The 18,519-nt window shown below is 57.0% G+C and carries 13 protein-coding genes; 10 read left to right on the top strand and 3 right to left on the bottom strand.

The genetic code is table 11. From position 1 onward, the window contains the following. Window positions 1-79: 79 nt before the first annotated feature. Both KOR34_RS17910 and KOR34_RS17905 read left to right on the top strand, forming a co-directional pair. Window positions 80-958, top strand: coding sequence for a ThiF family adenylyltransferase (locus KOR34_RS17910; RefSeq protein ID WP_197531545.1), 879 nt, complete (start codon window positions 80-82; stop codon window positions 956-958). Continuing rightward, window positions 939-1,928, top strand: coding sequence for a hypothetical protein (locus KOR34_RS17905; protein ID WP_146566718.1), 990 nt, complete (start codon window positions 939-941; stop codon window positions 1,926-1,928). The genes KOR34_RS17910 and KOR34_RS17905 overlap by 20 nt, the downstream gene beginning before the upstream one ends. Window positions 1,929-2,032: 104 nt before the next feature. Here the strand turns inward: KOR34_RS17905 and KOR34_RS27555 are convergent, their stop codons facing one another. The 3 genes from KOR34_RS27555 to KOR34_RS17890 all read right to left on the bottom strand — a co-directional run bounded on the left by KOR34_RS27555 (window position 2,033) and on the right by KOR34_RS17890 (window position 4,681). Then, window positions 2,033-2,179, bottom strand: a complete 147-nt coding sequence (locus KOR34_RS27555) for an integrase core domain-containing protein (RefSeq protein WP_146566716.1) — start codon at window positions 2,177-2,179, stop codon at window positions 2,033-2,035. 6 nt (window positions 2,180-2,185) lie between these two features. Continuing rightward, window positions 2,186-2,500: a DDE-type integrase/transposase/recombinase gene (locus KOR34_RS17895; RefSeq protein ID WP_146566714.1), complete on the bottom strand. Its 315-nt coding sequence runs from the start codon at window positions 2,498-2,500 to the stop codon at window positions 2,186-2,188. Window positions 2,501-3,697: 1,197 nt separating this feature from the next. Beyond that, a complete protein-coding gene (locus KOR34_RS17890; RefSeq protein WP_146566712.1) occupies window positions 3,698-4,681 on the bottom strand; it encodes a hypothetical protein in 984 nt (327 codons plus the stop codon). 1,086 nt (window positions 4,682-5,767) lie between these two features. Between KOR34_RS17890 and nusG the strand changes: the two genes are divergently transcribed. The 8 genes from nusG (at window position 5,768) to KOR34_RS17850 (ending at window position 18,497) form a co-directional block, all read left to right on the top strand. Further along, the gene (nusG, locus tag KOR34_RS17885; protein WP_146566710.1) at window positions 5,768-6,457 is read left to right on the top strand and encodes a transcription termination/antitermination protein NusG; all 690 of its coding nucleotides are present in this window, start codon (window positions 5,768-5,770) and stop codon (window positions 6,455-6,457) included. A 242-nt stretch (window positions 6,458-6,699) separates the two neighbouring features. After that, window positions 6,700-7,614: an exosortase/archaeosortase family protein gene (locus KOR34_RS17880; RefSeq protein ID WP_197531543.1), complete on the top strand. Its 915-nt coding sequence runs from the start codon at window positions 6,700-6,702 to the stop codon at window positions 7,612-7,614. 45 nt (window positions 7,615-7,659) lie between these two features. Next, window positions 7,660-9,942 (top strand): polysaccharide biosynthesis tyrosine autokinase, encoded by a 2,283-nt coding sequence (locus KOR34_RS17875; RefSeq protein ID WP_146566706.1) that lies wholly within the window; start codon window positions 7,660-7,662, stop codon window positions 9,940-9,942. Window positions 9,943-10,051: 109 nt separating this feature from the next. Next, window positions 10,052-14,632: a tetratricopeptide repeat protein gene (locus KOR34_RS17870; RefSeq protein ID WP_197531542.1), complete on the top strand. Its 4,581-nt coding sequence runs from the start codon at window positions 10,052-10,054 to the stop codon at window positions 14,630-14,632. After that, a complete protein-coding gene (locus tag KOR34_RS27550) occupies window positions 14,629-15,312 on the top strand; it encodes an exosortase-associated EpsI family protein (RefSeq protein WP_146566703.1) in 684 nt (227 codons plus the stop codon). Before KOR34_RS17870 ends, KOR34_RS27550 begins: the two co-directional genes overlap by 4 nt. 34 nt (window positions 15,313-15,346) lie before the next feature. Continuing rightward, a complete protein-coding gene (locus tag KOR34_RS17860) occupies window positions 15,347-16,222 on the top strand; it encodes a sugar transferase (protein ID WP_146566701.1) in 876 nt (291 codons plus the stop codon). A 131-nt stretch (window positions 16,223-16,353) separates the two neighbouring features. Next, window positions 16,354-17,241 carry an XrtA system polysaccharide deacetylase gene (locus tag KOR34_RS17855; protein WP_197531541.1) on the top strand — a complete coding sequence of 296 codons (888 nt, stop codon included), beginning with the start codon at window positions 16,354-16,356 and terminating at the stop codon, window positions 17,239-17,241. 11 nt (window positions 17,242-17,252) lie between these two features. Beyond that, complete coding sequence (locus KOR34_RS17850) at window positions 17,253-18,497, top strand: TIGR03087 family PEP-CTERM/XrtA system glycosyltransferase (protein WP_197531540.1); 1,245 nt, start codon at window positions 17,253-17,255, stop codon at window positions 18,495-18,497. The last annotated feature ends 22 nt before the right edge of the window (window positions 18,498-18,519 follow it).

Here is an 18,519-nt window from a genome sequence, read left to right as displayed (position 1 = left end):
AAACCCGCCCAGAGAGTCAGATATGGTCTGTGATTCCGCAGTCGCGCCGACGGCCCCAATGGGGCGGGAGCAAGAGACCGTGTGGAACTACCAGCGAGCTTTCGAACGCAACATTGGGCTGATCGATGAAGAAGAGCAGCTAAGGCTGCGGAATAGCCGGGTCGCAATCGCCGGAATGGGTGGGGTAGGGGGCGTGCACCTTATGACCCTAGCGCGTCTAGGGATCGGACGCTTCACCATTGCGGACCCAGATGTGTTCACGGTCGCCAATTTCAACCGGCAGTACGGCGCCACCGTGCCCAACCTGGGACGCAACAAGGCCGAGGCCATGGCCGAAGCGGCCCTGGGCGTCAATCCGGAGTTGGACATCCGGGTGATGCCCTCGAAGGTGGGACCGCAGAACATAGACGAATTTCTCTCGGACGCTGATCTCTACGTCGACGGTCTTGATTTCTTCGCAACCGACGCCCGGCGCTTAGTGTTCGGGCAAGCGGCGCGCCAGGGTGTCTGGTCGATCACGGCCGGCCCCATCGGGTTCAGCACCGCTTGGATCACGTTTGATCCCAAGGGAATGAGCTTCGACGATTATTTTGACATGCGGGACGACATGGACGAACTGGACCGGCTGGTGGCGTTTGTCATCGGCCTGACCCCGCGCGCCACCCATCTGCCGTACACCGATCTTTCCAAGGCAAGCATCGCAGAACAGCGAGGGCCATCCGCTTCGCTCGCGTGTCGACTTGCGAGCGGCGTGCTCGCCGCCGAGGCGATTGCAGTGTTACTAAGGCCGCATGAAACCAAGCCCGCGCCGCATTTCTTTCAGTTCGACGCCTACCGAAGGAAGTTGAGCCGAGGCCGTCTCGCGTTCGGGAACCGCGGCGTTCTTCAGAGGATCAAACGTGCTGTCCTGAAGCGGCGCATTCTTGGAGGGTTTGCCGATGATCCAGGAGCCGTTTAGATCCCTTATCGAAGCCGCCGTTCTCGCGCCGTCTGGCGACAATACACAGCCCTGGCGCTTTGATGTTGAGCCGTCACTGGCGAGGATCGCGGTAAGCGTCGATGAAACTCGCGACCGTTCACCGATGAACGCGGGGCAGCGTATGGCGAGAATCGCGTGCGGCGCTGCGGTTGAGAACATCGCCCAGACCGCCGCGTTCAACGGCTTGGACTGCGAGGTGACGCTAGGTAGCGGGCCGAATAACGTGGCCATTATCAACATCGAAAGGGAACGCGTCGAAGTCTTGGCGGTGCCGCAACCCATACAAGACAGGCATACAAACCGAAGGCTGTATGATGGCCGCATTCTATCAAACGAAGAGGCGGCTGATTTGCGAAGCTCAGTCGCAAACGAGGCCGGGGTAGCGATCGAGTGGGTGACTGACCGTCAGGAGCTTGAGTCTCTTGCCGACACGATTGGTCGAGCTGACGCGGAGATGTTCAGCCAGCCAGCGATGCTGCGGGCCTTCCTCGACAATGTGCGCTTCGATCGGCCTGCAATGGAAGCGACGGAGTCGGGCTTGCCGATCGGAAGTCTGGAGGCGTCACTTGGCGACCGAATGCTACTGCCTTACCTGCATCTAGTGCCTAACGCTCTGTTGACGGCTGGCGTCTTGCAGCGCGTGTTCTTCACGAAGGCAAGGAATCTGGTACTAAGTGCCAGCGGTTTGGCTATTGTCAGAACATCTCGGGAGGAAAGTTCGGACGATGTATTGATCGGCAGAATCATGCAGCGGGTCTGGCTAGTGCTCACAGCGCTCGGGTTTCAGTCACAGCCAATGATGTCGATTCCCGTCCTCACTAATGCTCGACGGCAAGGGGCAGTTCGATGCATTTCCGTAACCGAGGAAGCCGAAACCATCCGGGCGGTCCTGAGGTTCGGGATCGCTCCGTCAGCATCGATTCAGGCGGGGCGCATGTGCTTGGTCTAGGTTTGACTGTCCTGGGAAGTCCGAATGCCAGTGATTCCGACCAGCATCGATTTCCTGTACCACCCGTGGTAAGAATTCAGTGTAGTTAACCTGGCAGCCCCCGCTTAGCGGAGTGGCTTGTTGAGGCGTGGCCAAATCAAGCTCCGGAGCGGAGTGGGGGCTGCACGCGCGAACACGTCGGGAGTCCGATACCCAAGTGAGCCGTGCGGGCGTTCGTGGTCGTAGTCGTCCCGCCATGCGGCCGTGAGCATCCTCGCCTACGCCACGATCCCGAACTCTTCGATTGTCAGGAACTCATCATGCAAGCGGCTGTGGAAGCCCTCGGCGTAGCAGTTCTGCGACGGGCTGCCCGGCTCGATGTACAGCACGCCAACTTCCATCTGCATAAGCCATCGCTGGATCGCTTTAGCGGTGAACTCCAACCTGTTGTCAGAGCGGATGCGTTTGGGCACGTCCGGCATCGCGAACAACTCTGCCAGCGAGTCGACTGCGTCATCGCTCGTGATGCTCCGGGCGCAATTAAGCGCCAGGAACTCGTGCGTGTGCTCATCGACGATCGATAGCCACTTCAGTTGTGTCCCAGGCTAGGTCTTTGTCAAACGTAAAGTCCCAATGCCCAAACGTGTTTCCTATATGCATCGCCCGTTGGCGGTTGCAGCCGTCCTCCGCAATGCCTGGTTGGCGGCGTTTATGCATCTTCTGCGGCATTTTCAGCACCTCGCGACGCTACAGCGGAGTACCCACGATTTGCTCGTCCGGAAGCCGTCCGAACGCAACAATGCCGCGATGCGGCGGTAGACGAACGCCGTCCGCCTCCGCGCCAGTTGCGGTATCGGCTTCAGCAGACGGGGCTCGTAGCCCCGTTGCTTCGGCTCGTAACGCTGACTCGACCGCGGCTGGCCAATCGCTCGGCACGCCCTCCGCTCGCATAGGTCAAGCTGCTTGCGCAGCTCGACCACCGCCGCTCGCTTCCGAGATGGGCTCAGAAATCTCCCTCCGCGAAGATCTTCAGCACCTGATTGTCGAGCAGGAGGTCCGACACCAGATGCTTCAGCCAGCGGTTTTCGTCTTCCTACTTCTTCAGCCGAATCGCCTCCCCCGACTTTGTCCCGCCATACTGCTTGCGCCAACGCTCCAGCGACGACTTACTCACCTCCAACGACTGCCGCACGGCCGCAAACCCTTGCCCGCATTCAGCATCGCGTCTGCGTCCCGCTGCTTCTTCACGATCTGCTCTAGGCTGCGTCGTCTTCTAAGCTTTGAACTCATCGTTCGGTCTCCTGGCCTAGTCGGCGGGGGAGACCCTCACAACGTGCGGATCAAGTTCTTGATAGCAGGCCAACCTGGCAAGATCGGGGGGGCCGTGTCTAGATTTTTCTGGTCCAGGAAAGAGGGGTGAATAGCAATCGGCAAAGAACCTGGTTTGAGGTTGAACATCGCCCCTACATCAGCCAGCGTTCTGCCAGAGAGAGCATGGCCATGAGTATTGTGCTTGTGCGTACCGTGGACGCAGCATTCCCGTTCGACGCTAGGGAATGGCCACCTCGCCGAAAGCCAGCAGATTGGACCGACTCTGTTCTAGTCTCCTCGGCAAACGGTAGGCCCCTACTAGGAACTTCTCTGAATTTAGGGTATCGGGCTCGAGGGCTTAGCCGATGGAGCCTTGTTCAGATGTGGGGAGCCTTGCGATGTTCCAAACAAAAAGGCCGGGGCCTGCTAGATGCAAGCCCCGGCCGAAATCAAGCACTCTAAGAATCTAACCGCAAGGATCACACGCGGTGCCTGCGAGCACTCAAAGCGGTCATGGCCAACACGCTCCAAACTAGGAAAGTCGTAGGCTCGGGGATTAGAACCTTGTTCAACGAACCTTCCGAACTTGATGCGAAACCAAAATCGAAGTCGCCACCTACGTACAGCCCAGGAGGTGGGCTGTTGGCCACGCCGGGATTGAACCCAAACTTGGTTGCGATTGCCGACACCAAAGTGGTGTTATCCAGTAGATTGTTCGCGTCAGCCAATCCCAGGTGCAGACCTCCAATGGCCAGAGGGCTGCCATTCTGATCAAGGAAATCGATCTCAAACGTGTCGCCGACAATTTGGTCGATCAGAGTCAGAACTAAACTAATGGTGCCGTTGGGCAGCACGGGGCCGGAGTTGTTGCCTCCCCCCGCAACCAGGCCGGCCGATTCGACCAAAGTCCCGTCATCAAACGTGTTGAGGTTAGAAAAATCAGCGGGCGTATAGGCGTAGTCGACTCCACCCGTCGGACCAAGGGATGGGTCCGTGCTGTCTCCAGCATCGAAGTAGATGTCGAACCGAGATAGGCCGGTTATGGCGTAAGTGTTATTCGTAAGCTGTACGCCAGAAATCTCCACCAGTGCCGTCAGTTCATGGGTCTTTCCGGCAACCCCGCCGCCGTATCTTAGCGGGGTGATGTTGCCTCCTCCTGCAGGTTCAAAGCCTGTAACCTGGACTGCAATGTAGTCCTTAAAGGTGTCTCCAGCACTGATCACGCCGGCACCACCTACGCCACCGTCCGTGAAGCCAATGAATGACCTGGCCTCGAATCCCCACTCATCAACATTAGTCAGGTTACTAATGCCTAGGCTTGCCAGATCACCTGGGGCAACGCCGTCGGCTACTGCGGCGGCCGTAAAATTGAGAGTGTAGTTGTTAAGTTCAATGGCACCTTCAGACTGAAGGCAAATGCTAGAAGCGAGTAAAGTGACACATAGTGTCGAGATTACTTTCATCGAAGTCCTCTTGAGCTGAGAGACTGAAGTTGTAAGAAAGCCAAGCTTCTCCGCCGCGGCGTGCTGAATTCTTGGACCTAACATCCAAAGAAACTTTCTTTTGCCGCGGCGACACGCCGCCCTCGCAGGGCGGATCAGCTTTGGGGCGGTCTCAGCAGCTCTAAGCCAGGAGCCTCTGGCAAGAGAAGTACGCGCTCAGCGGCATACCGCTCAGCCCGCTGGTCGTCCACGATTAGTGGGGACTGTGCAGCTAGTGCGGCCGTGGGGATGGCGATAGGGCCGCCCGATGATGAGCCTGTAGAGCTTGAGCTGCCCGAACTTGGAGCGAAATTCGCATGCTTAGGCGAGCTGCGGTCGCGGTCGGACGGAACCGATGGATGCAAAGGTTCGGAACTTGCTGACGCTGTGCTTGGCCTAGGATTCTGCTTCGGCTCAACGTCGCCCTGCAGCTGGGCGAAATCCTTCTCCAGATCGCGTGCGCTGAAGCCTGAGGGAAAACTTCCTGCGGCCGGGCCATCCCAAAGAATGCTGGCGCGGAGTTTGCCCGGACATGCTAGGAACACAACGAGGAGCATGCTCAGGAGAGCAACATCCATTTTGTGTATTCGTTGAAGCATCGGATACATTCGAGCATATTCGGGGCAGACAACTTCACTGCGGATTGTCCTCAATTCTGTGACCGAATGCAAGCAGTTTCCCGCACAAATTCTTGAAGTACTCCCTATCGAATATAGGAGGCCGGTTGTAGCGAGAGCTAGTCTCCCCAGCACTGCGGCAAGCTGGGGAACCGCTGGGCGATGACGCCAGTGTTCCCTCAATCCCTAGGCGACGATCAATCAATTCGACATGTCGCAAGTGGAGAAAACCTTTTCGATACTGCTTGCGAACTGCTTGGTGCTTGATAAGATGAGGACGCGGCTGGCCGTACAGATGGGCCTTGCCGACAGGTTTCGCTGATTCGCCTTCCTGCTCCGGCTGTTCTCTGCTTCTACCGACCCGCCGCGTCGGGAGTGGTCGCAATGTTTGGTGAGTCGCGTCTCCTCTAGATCTGCAGCTTGTTGAACCACCATCAGATAGCTGAATGGCATGGCTGAATTGGGTGACCTACCGAACGTCGCTCCAGCGGCGGATTGCGCCGGTGCTGGCTTGTCGACATCCCGATTGCCCTACTTGTTTCCGCACGACCTTCTAGCCTCAGCACCGCCGGAGTCGGCTAGCGAGCCTGCAGGCGAAGGGAGTGCGCGGTGGTGGCTTGTGTACACGAGGAGCCGTCAAGAGAAGGCCTTGTCGCGTGACCTCTTCGGTCTAGGAGTGCCGCACTACCTGCCGGTTCACAATCGCGAGGTCGTTACACGCGGGCGGTCCCGTGTCGTCGAGGAGCCGCTTTTCTCGGGATATCTCTTTATCTTTGCGGACCCTGATCTAAAGACTGCCGCGCTTACAACAAATCGGATCAGTACCGCTTGCCCCGTGGGCGACGGAGATCGCTTGCGCAGTGACTTGCTGCGGCTAGCCAGTGCTATCGCGGCCGGTGCGAGGCTATCTCTAGAGGCGAAGCTTGAGCCAGGAGACTGGGTCAGGGTGAAGAGCGGCATTCACGAGGGGCTAGAGGGTGTCGTGATCCGTCGCAAGAAACAGGCGAGGCTATTGCTGGCCGTCAATTTCCTGAAACAGGGCGCGTCGTTGGAGGTTCACGAGAGCCTCTTGGAGAAGGTTGCCCCGCCCGATCGGAGTGCTCGTTCGTCCGTCGAAATCTTGAGGAGGTGTGGCCGCTGAGCCACGTGTGTGTCCTGAGCCATGCATGCGTCGGCTCTGTGACTGTTCAACAAGCGTTAGGTTCGTGTTACGAGCAGGATGCGCAGTCAGTTGGGGCATTCCCGACTGAACCACTCGCCTCTCAGGGAAGGAGGGCAACGCCGCTGTCATCGCGGAACGTTTGCGACGCAGCGCGCAATCGAAGAGAACGGAGTGCGCGCGGGATGCATCCAAAGTCCGACGCAGTACGTATATCTGACACGATGAAGCCCACCGATCTTGAAAGCAGAGTTTCTAGTCTGTCGTTAGCAGTTTCGTCGACGCTTTTCGCTTTGCTTGCCGCCGCCCTCGTTTGGGCCTACTGGCCTGGCCTGGCTGAGATTGTAGCTGCCTGGAATCGAGACCCAGACTACTCGCATGGTTACATCGTAATGCCCATTGCGTTGTATTTCTTGTGGTCCCGGCGCGAGCAACTGCAGGTTGAGCGACTGGCGCCAAGTTGGGGTGGGGTCGTGCTGCTCTCGCTGGTCGCCGTGGTGCGCTATTACTCCGGCAAGTTTTACCTGGGCCCCGTTGACGCCTGGTCGATTCCATTGGCGCTAGGTGGAATCGTATTGCTTTGTTTTGGGCGCCAATGCTTCAGGTGGTGTTTGCCGAGCGTTGCATTCTTATACTTTATGATACCTCTGCCCTATTCCGCGGAAACATGGCTGAGCGTTCCGTTGCAGAGGATCGCGACTGGGCTGAGCACCGAGATGCTGCAATTGATTGGGATACCGGCGCTTGCGGAGGGCAACGTGATCTGGATAGGCGAGCGACCGCTCATGGTCGCAGAGGCCTGCTCTGGGCTTCGTATTTTGGTGGGGATCTTCGCTCTGGCCTTCGCATTCGTCTTGTTTTCTGGTTGGGCATGGTGGCAGAAGGTGGCTGTGGTGCTTGCTGCGGTGCCAGTTGCCATTTTGGCAAACTCACTCCGGATCGTAGTGACCGCCTTGCTGCAGGAGATGGTATCCGGCGAAGTGGCTCACCGGTTCAGCCATGACTTAGCAGGGTTTGTCATGATTCCCTTGGCCGGATTCCTTTTTTGGGCCGTTCTAGCCTATCTGGATCGATTGTTCCCGGTTCATGAAGTGATGACTTCAGCTGCGGTGGTGAAAGCCTCTCGTAAAGGAAGGTAGTTCCGTCGCTTTGCAAAGTAATCCAAGAAGCTTTCGAGAAACTCTATGAGCAAGCACGAGCATCCTACTGAGCCCAATTTTATGCTCCAGCGAGTTGACCAGTCTGGATCACCTCAGCCCATAGCGACGCAATCGAACTCTCGCCACTGGTCCGCTCCCCAGAATGCGCCTCAGCAGTTTACGCCAAAGTTCCTCGTCTGGGTCTTCCTCAGGCATTGGAAGTTGGTTGTCCCTTCTGGGCTCGTCTTGGCCGCGGCGGCAGTCTCTGCGCTTCTCTGGACGTACCAGCCCGATTACCTCGCGACTGGTTTGGTGCGCATCGAAGACACCCAGCCTTACATTGCTTTCGAAAAGGCGTCTGTTGGCAGCGCCAACTCTGCGTTTGTTCGCACCCAGATTGAGCTTATGCGGAGCCCGCTTGTGATCCGGGAAGTCTTGTCAGAGGCGAGCGTGGGCAAGGCGGAGCATCTTGTAGCGAAGCCCGACAAGCTCAAGCATATCAAGGAGAATCTCTCCATAAGACAGATCGGCGGCTCGGAGCTTTACGACGTTTCTTACACTTCACCATCTGCGCAGGAGTCGCAGGATATCGTCGCCGCCGTCATCAAGAAGTACTTCGTGTTGCAATCAGATGAGCAGTATAAGCAAGTGCAAAGGGTCGTCGACTTGTTGGAGAAGGAGCGTGTTCGACGGAAGTTGGAGGTCGATCGCTTGCAGCAGTATGTGGTTGAGCTGTCGAAAGAAGTGACCGGCAAAGACCCCTTCGGGCACAATACGCTTATGGACGTGGATAAGGCGATCAGCCCACTCGCTTCGCTCCATAGCCAACTGACTGACGTCGAGGTGCGGATCGAGATACTCCATGCCGAGATTCAGTCGCTTGAGGAATCGGAGGTTACAATTGCACCCCACGCTGACCGCGCAGGCGCGATTGACTTGGAGGTGAATATGGCGCCAGAAGTTGTGCAGCGCGAACGCGCCCTTACTGGGATTGCGGATCAGATGCGACACTACCAGCGGGTTTCTAAACGCTATGAGCAGAATGCCAACTACAAAGCGCTTGCCGAGCAGTATCAGCGATTCAAGGATGAGTTGGCGGGTTACAAGGCGAACTTGCGTCGAAAACTACTGCTCTCAACGAGGTCAGAACGCCCCTTCGGTGGTTCGACGGTGGTCGATGAGAAGCGCAAAGAGTTGGCAGCGCTTCAGATTCAGCAGCGATCTCTAAAGACTCGATTCCAGGCAGAGCTAAAGAGTGTGCAGGATAGCGGCGGCAAGGGCGCCGAATTAGAGTTCGCAAAAGCGGAGCTTGCTAGGGAAGAGAAGGTCTTCGAAATGATCGCGGCTCGCAAGCTAGCTTTGCAGACGGAGACGAATGCTCCCGCGCGGGTGCGAGTTATGGGGCCGATTGTTGCGTCTCCCACACCTGTTGAGTCCGCCCCTTGGAAGAAGATTTTCCTGGCCTGTGGCGTCGGCATGCTGGCGCCTTTTGGGCTCGTCCTCCTTCGAGAGGTTACACTTCGACGCGTCGCGGACGCCGAGCAACTGTACGAGGACACCAGGCTCCGGGTTCTGGGCGAGATTTCGGTGTTTCCCTCTCGCCGAGTTGCCGCCAACCCTCGGCGTCTTCCAAGGAGAATTCAGAAAGAGATGTACTCATTTGCCGAGTCGATTGACTCATTGCGCATGAGCCTAACTTTTTGCGCCCCTTCGGAACGGAACAGGGTTATCGCCCTTACTAGCGCCGTCTCTGGAGAAGGCAAGACCAGCGTTTCGGTGGCTTTGGCCATGAGTTTTGCCAATGCTACCGGTGCTAAGACTCTGCTAGTAGATGGCGACATGCGAGATCCGAGTATTAACGACCTTGTCGATGCAGAGCCGGGACCAGGTCTATACGAGGTTCTCTCCTCGAGATGTAGTATCTCGGACGCTATAAGGCCCGCGAAAGGGACTGATAATCTCTACGTCCTGCGGGCGGGTGATTGTGACGATTCCCCGCATCGAGTTGCTCAGCCCGCGCGGATCGCTGCGTTGGTCTCTCGACTAAGAAACGAGTTCAGCACTGTCGTGATCGATACTCCACCAGTGCTAGGCGCGAGCGAGGCACTCTCATTTTGTCGTTCTGCGGACATGACGGCAATGTGCACTTTGCGTGGGAAGAGCCGTGGACGCCAGATCAGACTTGCCCTAGATCAGCTCGAATCGGCTGGCGCGTCTGTGTCCGGTTCTATTCTAAGTGGGGTGCCGAGCTACAGCTACTCCTATGCCTACGGCTACGGCTTTCGGAATCCAACTGAGCATTCGGGCGGAATCGAGGTGAGTCGCTAAGCCAGTATGTTGGGCGACCAACTGAAGAAGAGCCGCGGATAAAATGGAAGTGGGTAATCTCAAACACTTTGAAACGAAACGCACTGCTGTGCGGGCGGGGACCCAATCGATGCGTTCAGGCGAACGCCGGCTCACGAGGACGCTGAATCTCAAGTTGCTGGTGTCTTCATGCTTGGTGTTAATGGTTCTCGCATCTGTGGGCTTCGTTCTCCACCGCTACCGGCAGGAAGAACTCGCGTCTCTGCTGGCTCAGAGGGCTGACCGATTGGCAGAGGCAGGGGAGTTGTCGAAGGCCAACTTCTACCTGCAGAAGTATTTGACTCTCAGCCCGAATGACCTGCAGGCGCGACTCAAGTTAATCGATATCGCCGATCGACTAGCCGCACAGGGGGCAGGGCGTAGTTACCTCATTCGACTGTTGGCTGAAACGATTGGGCTTCCGGACGAAGGTCTGGAGGCTGACCGTCCCAGGCTAAGGGTAATGCTTGCCGAGCAATTGTTTCTCAACGAGCAGTATCACGGCGCTTTGGACCAAATCGACACTCTAGAGCGGCAAGGCCCCATAGGACCGGATGCAAGACGCGTAAAAGCCCTGGCAACGTTAGGACTAATTCCCGCGAGGGGAAGTCTGCTTGAGTCAACGCGCCAAGCGAAGCTTGGAGAAGTGCTCCCGCTTCTCGAAGAGGCCTCTGATCACGCTCCAGGCGACGCGACGCTCGCGCTTGCGGTTGCGCAAACCTACCGGGAGTACCCGTCCTTGGCCCAAAACCAAGAGCAATCGAATCGGATCGCTGACGATAGAATCGACCGAATGGTGGCGCGTCGCGCCGGGGAGTCCGACGCGTATGTAATTCGCTATCGGTATCGAAAGCGAAATGACATCGACGGCGCCGTTGACGATCTTAGAGCCGCACTTGAGATCACCCCAGATCACTACGAGTCAAACTTGCTCTTGGGGGGAGAGTTGTTACAGCAAATTGAAAGGGGCGATCGGAGCGACGCGGATTCAGTTGCCGAGGCAAAACGACTATTCCGCACTGCCATCGAGAGCGCTCCTTCATCTCCAGGCGCCTACTACCTGCTCGCTCGACTGCACTGGCATGTGGGAGAGCAAAGCGATGCTATTGCATTGCTCCGCGATGCAGATCGAAGCATCGACCGCCGCTCGCTTGAGATAAGTTTTCTTCTGGCCAACTATCTATTATCAGAAGGTCAACTAGATCAGGCTTCTGACCTCGTTGCTAGCCTTCGAGAAGCGATTCATGCACCCGGCACCGGTGCGACTACCAATGGCCTAGCCCTGATGAACAACCGGCTTCGGCTATTGGAAGCGAGGCTGAGTTCAGGTCGAGGTGACGTATCTACTGCCCTGACTTACTACAGTACGGTTGCGAATCTGTCCAACGAACATCAGTGGGAGGAAGACGCGGCGGCTGTCTTGAATCGAGAGGCCAGTCAAGAAATGGCGCAACTTCTGGTCGGCCTCGGGCGCTGGGATCAGGTCGCGCAGAAGCTCGTCGAAGTGGCAAATCAGCTCGAAGCAGAGATTGCGCCAATTGCTCCGAACGGCAACGGCAAACGTCAACTAGTCGCCCCTGTCACACTTGAGGGCGAGCACCGCGCCGCGCGCATTCAGGCAGCGGAAGCGTACCTACGAGCCGGCCAGTACGCAGACGCGGTTCAGCAGCTTGAGATTATAGCGGAGTACACCGATTCCCGCGAAAAGACCCTTCCTCGGGAAGCCTTAGAGACTCGGTTGCTCGCCGAACTGAGTGTTCAACTCGATGCACTGCCTGCCAACCGAAGCTGGGAGGAGTTTGAGTTTCTTGCCGCTCGCGCCACGGCGGAGCTCCCCAATAGTGAGCGTGTAGCTCTCGCGTTGATCCAGCACAGTCTTGCCCAAGCCCGTGAAGGTGTCCGCTCGGGAAGCGATGTCCGGACCGAGATCCAACGCTTGACTGAGCAGTTTCCTTCGAGCCCGAGAGTCTGGTGGATTGCAGTCAACGGCTACCTTGGGATCGGTGAGCTTCTCAGTGCTGAGGAGGCAGTTGACCGTTATCTCACGATAGAACCCGTGGAAGAACTACGCGTATCGCGTAGAGTCGCGTTTCTTGTGGGTGCCGGACGGGTTCTCGAAGCAAGAAACTGGGTCGCGGCTAGACTTGTAGATGCGGACGCAGAGGAGAGGCCATTGCTGCGTCGACTTGAGATTAGGCTCCTTGCTACCGAGGAACAAAGCGACCTCGCTCTCGCAAAGGCGAAGGAGCTCGCGCACGCATCGAGCGACAAGGAATCACTTAAGTTAGCTTGGGGAGTCGCGATTGATGGACAAGATTGGGAGCTTGCGAGGGAAATTGAGCAGAGTCTCTCCAAGGCATCCGAGGTCACTCATGATGAGTTAGATTACTATCGCGCAGAACGGATGCTGGCAAGCTTCGACTTGTTGTCGAGCGATCAGCGAGACGAACTGCATCGAATTATCGGCCGTGTACGTTCCGAACGCCCAAATTGGGGGCAAGGCGCTGTGATGGAAGCACGTCTGGCCGAATCTCGCGGAGATGACGAGGCTGCAGTACAGTCGTACCAGCTTGCCGTTGCCCTAGGGAATCGCAGCACGTCGACCCTCGAACGTCTGACCCTTCACCTGTTTCGGAACGGAAGGTACGAAGAGGCACAAGAAGTCATAGACCGACTTCGCTCGACAATGGGAGTTCTTTCCCGCCACACAGAGTCTCTAGCCATAAACACCGCGTTGAAGCAGGACAGACTCTCGGACGCGAAGAATCTTGCTCTCAAGTCGGTCGCGGAGCATCCCGATGACCCTGCCAGAAAACTGTGGCTTCACCACGTCTTAATGTTGAATGGGGAATCCGGCGAAGCTGAGATCGTACTTGCGGAGGCGGCGGACGAGTTCCCTGACTCCGAGATCCTATGGAAGGCGCGTCTCGCTCACCTTGCTCGAACCAATCGTCGCGACGAAGCACTGGAACTCATGGAGAGCCTGCCACGTTCACTTCAGCAAGACACGCTGGGGAGATCGCTGGCCCTCGCAAGCGGTTACGAGGTGCTAGGCGAATTCACCCGGGCTCGGACTTTTTACCAACAGGCGCTAGAGGTTAGTCCGAGGAATGAAGCGGCAAGACTGCGGTACGCGAATCTGCTTCTCAAGTCCGACGCCGTAGCAGCACAAGAGCAGTTCGAAGAAGTGCTCCGGCTGCATCCAGAAAACGCCGAAGCGAGACGCAAGCTAGCGGCATTGCTCGCCGCTACCGGTGAGCCCTCTGCCTGGCAGCGGATCGACGGTTTACTCGCGGCCGCAGAGGATTCGTCAGGCCATCTAGATAAGCGACTGCGGGCGATCCTGCTTTCGAAGCGTGGGAAGACAACGGAAGAGCGGGCGGAGTACTGTGCACTTGCAAGACGGATCTTGCTTGAGATCGTTGAGAGTAGCGATTATTCCGGTGACGATATCGACAGGCTCTTACTCGCAGGCACCTACGAACAAGAGGGTCTGCTAAGTGATGACCCAACATACTTTGAGCTGGCTCGTTCGCAACTGAGCTACTTGCGAAGCAGGGTTGATGGTAACGAGAAGTACGCGGTTCTCTATCTTGGCTTCCTCCTTCGGTCGATCGATGCTCTCAAGACGATGGAGAATGCCGAGTCGGTGCGCGAGGCATTCATCCGTGACGCCCGGAGCGTACTAGAGGATCGAGGAAGGAGTATTGCGGCGTCTGACGCCGCTGGTCCGATGGATCGACTGACGCTCTTGGGGTTAAGGGCAAGGCTACTGAAGTCGGAGGGCAAGCTCGATGAGGCGCAGTCGGTCATTCAAGACTACGCAAGCCAAGAGCTCAGCAACGAGGGGGATAAGAGCATTCGGGCTAGACTTGTGTTAGGACTGGGGGCGATTTACTCGTCGATCGGTGCACACGCAGAAGCCGAACCTTGGTACCGGGAACTCATGAAGACTGCGCCAGGCGCCGAGCTATTAGTCTCAAAGTCTTTGTTCCAGCAGGGGCGTTCCTCTGACGCTGTCAAGCTCTTTCTTGATGGGCAGGAAAGTGTGCTGTCCCCAACCAGAGCAGCGACATTGGCAAGCCTCCTCAGTGTTTCCAACACTGACGCCAGTGCCTTTGAAGAAGCTTGGCCAGCAGTGTCTGGTGCGCTCGAAAAGCACAAGGACGACGTTGATCTATTGATTTCGGTTGCTGTGCTGGAAGTAACTCGAGGTAATCAGCAGGAGGCAATTCGATTGTTCAGACGTGTATTAGGTAGTGACCCAGACAATACGCTCGCACTCAACAACCTGGCGACTCTCCTGGGGGAGAGGGAAGCAGATAGGAAGGAGGCACTTAGGCTCATCAGCCACGCCATGCGAGTATCCGGACGCAGCCCTGCTCTGTTGGACACTCAGGGCACAATTCAGCTTCAGAGCGGCAGAGCAGAAGATGCCATTTCGTCGCTCGAAGAATCCGTCGCGTCAGTTGATGTCGATCCTCGGTATTACTTCCACCTCGCAGCAGCTTATTGGAGAGGCGGGAAGCCGGATAAGGCAATGGATGCACTTGAAGAGGCTCGTAGACGCGGGCTCGACAAGACGGTGCTCACTACGGCGGACCGAGATCTTATGCGAGAACTCGAGGCTGGTCTGGGCGTAGCCCGCCGAACGGGAAAGGAGGCCGCATGAAACCGCAAGAGTATGCTGCGCCCAAGTCTGTCCTAAGGGTACGAGTCGCTGCGACTGTATCCGGTTTGATCGCAATCGTTCTGGGCGGTGTGGTGCACGGTCAGTTTACCCATCGGTGGGGAGGGGGGGCTGACGTTGCGGCCGCGGCGGCTGTCTTGGATCGGTTTCCGGAGGCGTTCGGTGTTTGGCGGCGCGAGTCGGACGATCCGATGGACGGTGATGTTCTCGATACTCTGCAGTGTTCGAACTACGTGCGCCGAACCTACCTGAACTCCGAAACGTCAGAGAAAGTACGCGTTGCAGTAATCGTGGGGCCAGCAGGGCCCACCGCGGTGCATACCCCCGAGATCTGTTACTCAAGCAGAGCGTTTGCAATCGACCAGAGCCGCACCAAGCAATCAATCAAATCGGACGCAGCTTTGCACATGTTTTGGAAAACAGTCTTCAAGTCGCGTCAGCCAGGCGGACCGCGATTGATCGCGTACTACGGATGGTCTGATGGCTCAGCCTGGGAGGCATCCGAAATGCCACGGTATCAGTTTGGCGGGAGCCCCTTTCTGTACAAAATTCAGCTCGCTGGAGAGCCGCTTATGGATCTTAACGGCGAGCAACGAGATCTTTGCTATCGATTCCTTGAAGATCTTATAGATTCTGGTTGGGCTACATCGGTGAGTAACTAGGCGTGTCGGGAAGACTCAAGCACAGGGTGCAAGCATGTCAGCTACAACGGAAGCGGTTACGTTGAGCGCGGTTAGAGAGGGAGAGGCCTGCTCCAAGGAGGTATGTGCTACTCCATACGCTCTCAGAAAGCGGCCGTTTGTACGTGTCATCGGAGTTGTCATCGGCGTGCCCCTTGCCCCGATAGTTCTGCTCCTTGTATTGCTGGTCCGCCTCACCTCGTCGGGACCAGGGCTGTATCGGCAGCGCCGTGTCGGTTTGCACGGTGAAGAATTCACTATCTACAAGATCCGATCGATGCGCCAAGACGCCGAGACGCTTTCCGGGCCCGTCTGGGCGGCAAAGAAGGACGCTCGCGTAACACCTCTTGGCCGGTTCTTGCGGTACTCGCACTTGGACGAACTTCCCCAAATACTCAACGTCATCCGTGGTGACATGGACTTCGTCGGGCCGCGTCCAGAACGCCCTGAGATCGTTGAGGACCTAGTACCGTTGGTGGATGGCTACCAGAATCGGCATGTCGTACTTCCCGGGATAACTGGATTGGCACAGGTTAATCTTGAGCCGGACCAAGAGATCGAGTGTGTACGCAAGAAAGTAGCGGCTGACCTGCACTACATCGAGAATGCAAGCCTCTATTACGATTTGCGACTATTGTCGGCCACCATACTCCGAGTTCTGGGGCTTAGGTATCAACATGGGGCGAGGCTGCTTCGGGTCACCCTTCCGCGATCGATTAGAGGCGGTGCTCAACAGCCGAATAAGTGTCAGCCCGCAGAGGTGTCGCGTCCGGATATGCTCGATGATACGGTAGCGGTTCAGGCACTTTGCGACACCATTGTCGATAGATCTCTCGGTTCGCTAATCGACGACGAAATCGCGGCTAGATCCGAAGTTAGGGTGCCGCGTTAGCCGAATCGGCGACCTAACGTTCGGCGTGAGCAGGGCAGCAAAAGATGACGGATGGAGTCGATACTTGGTGGGTCAGCCAAGCGATCTTTGCAGACGATCCACTGTCGCCCCGATAGCATTCTACAAGGCACTTGAACATAAACGCGCTCAGCTTCGACATCGAAGAGTATTTCCACGTCCACGCATTTAGCGACGTGATACTGAAGCGGGATTGGCATCGTTACGAGTCTCGGGTAGTGCCGTCGACGCGGACAATCCTCAGGATCCTCAGGACCCACCGTACTAAGGCGACCTTTTTTGTGCTGGGCTGGGTCGCTGAGCGGTGGCCGGATCTCATCAAGGAGATCCATGGCGAAGGACATGAAATTGCTAGCCATGGGTACGAACACGACGCGGTCCACACGCTGACAGCTAAACAGCTTGCGGTCGACCTGCTGCGCGCGAAAGAAGCAATCATTGCCGCATGTCCAGCAGCGGAGCTTGCGGGCTACCGAGCCCCATCATTCTCAATTGACCGCTCGATGTCATGGGCCTTCGATGAACTGAACGCTGCGGGCTTCAAATACGATTCCAGCGTGTCGGCCGCATCGCTCCATGATCGCTATGGAGATCATCATGCTCCCCGGTTTCCCTACGAAGTCGCGCCAGGGATCCTTGAGATCCCCACCAGCACAGTCAGGCTGTTTGGTAAGAACTTGCCCGCTGTTGGCGGGGGGCACTTCCGGATAGCTCCGCTTGATATCTCGCGTCGCGCTATCCGACGCATCAATCGCGAAGGTCACTCGGCCGTCATCTATCTCCATCCATGGGAGTTTGACACGGACCAACCCCGCGGCCATGGAGCACACTGGAAGGCTCGCTTCCGACATTACGTGAATATTGGAAAGACGGCCACCCGGTTAGAGAGGCTACTCCAGGAGTTTCCGTTCGGGAGGATGGACAATGTCTTTGCTGAGCCGATATCGAGAATCGTCGTTTCGGACTGCTCGTCGGCAGCCAATCAAGCAGAAGCTGTCTAGGTAGTCGAGCGTTGAAGAAGATCCTGTTTTTGACACACCGCGTTCCTTACCCTCCAGATCGCGGAGATCGAATCCGATCGCACCACCTGCTGCGGTTTCTCGCCGGCCGCGCTGAAGTGTCGCTTGGTTGCGTAGCGGAACATCCAGTCGCTGGAGGGGTCATCGGTGAATTGCAGAAGCTCTGTACGCGTGTTGCGGTTGAGCCAACATCACCTAACAGCCGGGTTGTGCAGGACGCCATATGCTTGCTGACCGGACGCTCTGCTACCGAGGGGCACTTCTGGAGTCACCGACTTGCGAGGATTCTTAGTGACTGGGCGCAGGTCGATAGATTTGACTTCATCCTATGTTTCTGCTCAGGGATGTATCGCTATGCCCGGCTGCCCAAGCTGAGGGATGTTCCTACGGCAGTCGACTTGGTTGACGTGGACAGTTTGAAGTGGGCAGATTGTGCGATCGGCGCTGCGTTTCCCCGGTCCTGGCTCTACCGTTGGGAATCGACCCGAGTGCAGAAGCTGGAGCGTGAGATCACACGCCACGCCGATCGAGTGTACATCATAAGCCGGGACGAGAAGCAACTGCTGCAACAAGCGGTCGGGTTTGAGAATGCCCGGGTGGCTTCTAATGGCGTTGATCTGGGGTACTTTACCACAGATTTTGTGCAAGAGAGTTGCCGTTTGAGTTGCTGCTTTGTTGGCGTGCTTGATTATCTGCCAAATGTCGAAGCGGTCGTCTGGTTTGCCAACGAGGTTTGGGGGCTCATTAGAGAGAGGCATCCCACCGCGGAGTTTAAAGTGATTGGACGGAGCCCGTCGCAGGCAATACTGCGGCTCGCTTCTGCGCCAGGCGTGAGCATTTGCCCAGATGTCCCTGACGTGCGGCCCTATTTGAGGGAGAGCACGGTTGCAGTAGCCCCGCTACGTATCGCCCGTGGCATTCAAAACAAGGTCCTTGAGGCGATGGCTATGGGGAAGCCCGTGGTGGCCAGCCCGGAAGCCCTAACCGGCATCGAAGCGGAGCCGGGTTGTGATCTGCTGGTCGCGTCTCACGCATCAGAGTGGGTGCAACAGGTCGACTACTTGTTCACGAATCCGGAGTCTATGCAGACTCTATCGCGCAGAGCGCGGCGCTTCGTCGAATCTAACCATGATTGGTCGACATGCCTCTTGCCGTTTGAGGAACTGACGGAGTCTAGCGACGTTGTGCTGAAAGACTCATCACCCAAGACGCGGCATCCGCTCAGCGCATCATCATAATGACAACCGCCCTCGAAGAACC

The sequence above is a fragment of the Posidoniimonas corsicana genome, from assembly GCF_007859765.1.
Taxonomy (GTDB): Bacteria; Planctomycetota; Planctomycetia; order Pirellulales; family Lacipirellulaceae; genus Posidoniimonas; species Posidoniimonas corsicana.
This window is presented reverse-complemented; position numbering and strand designations above follow the sequence as displayed.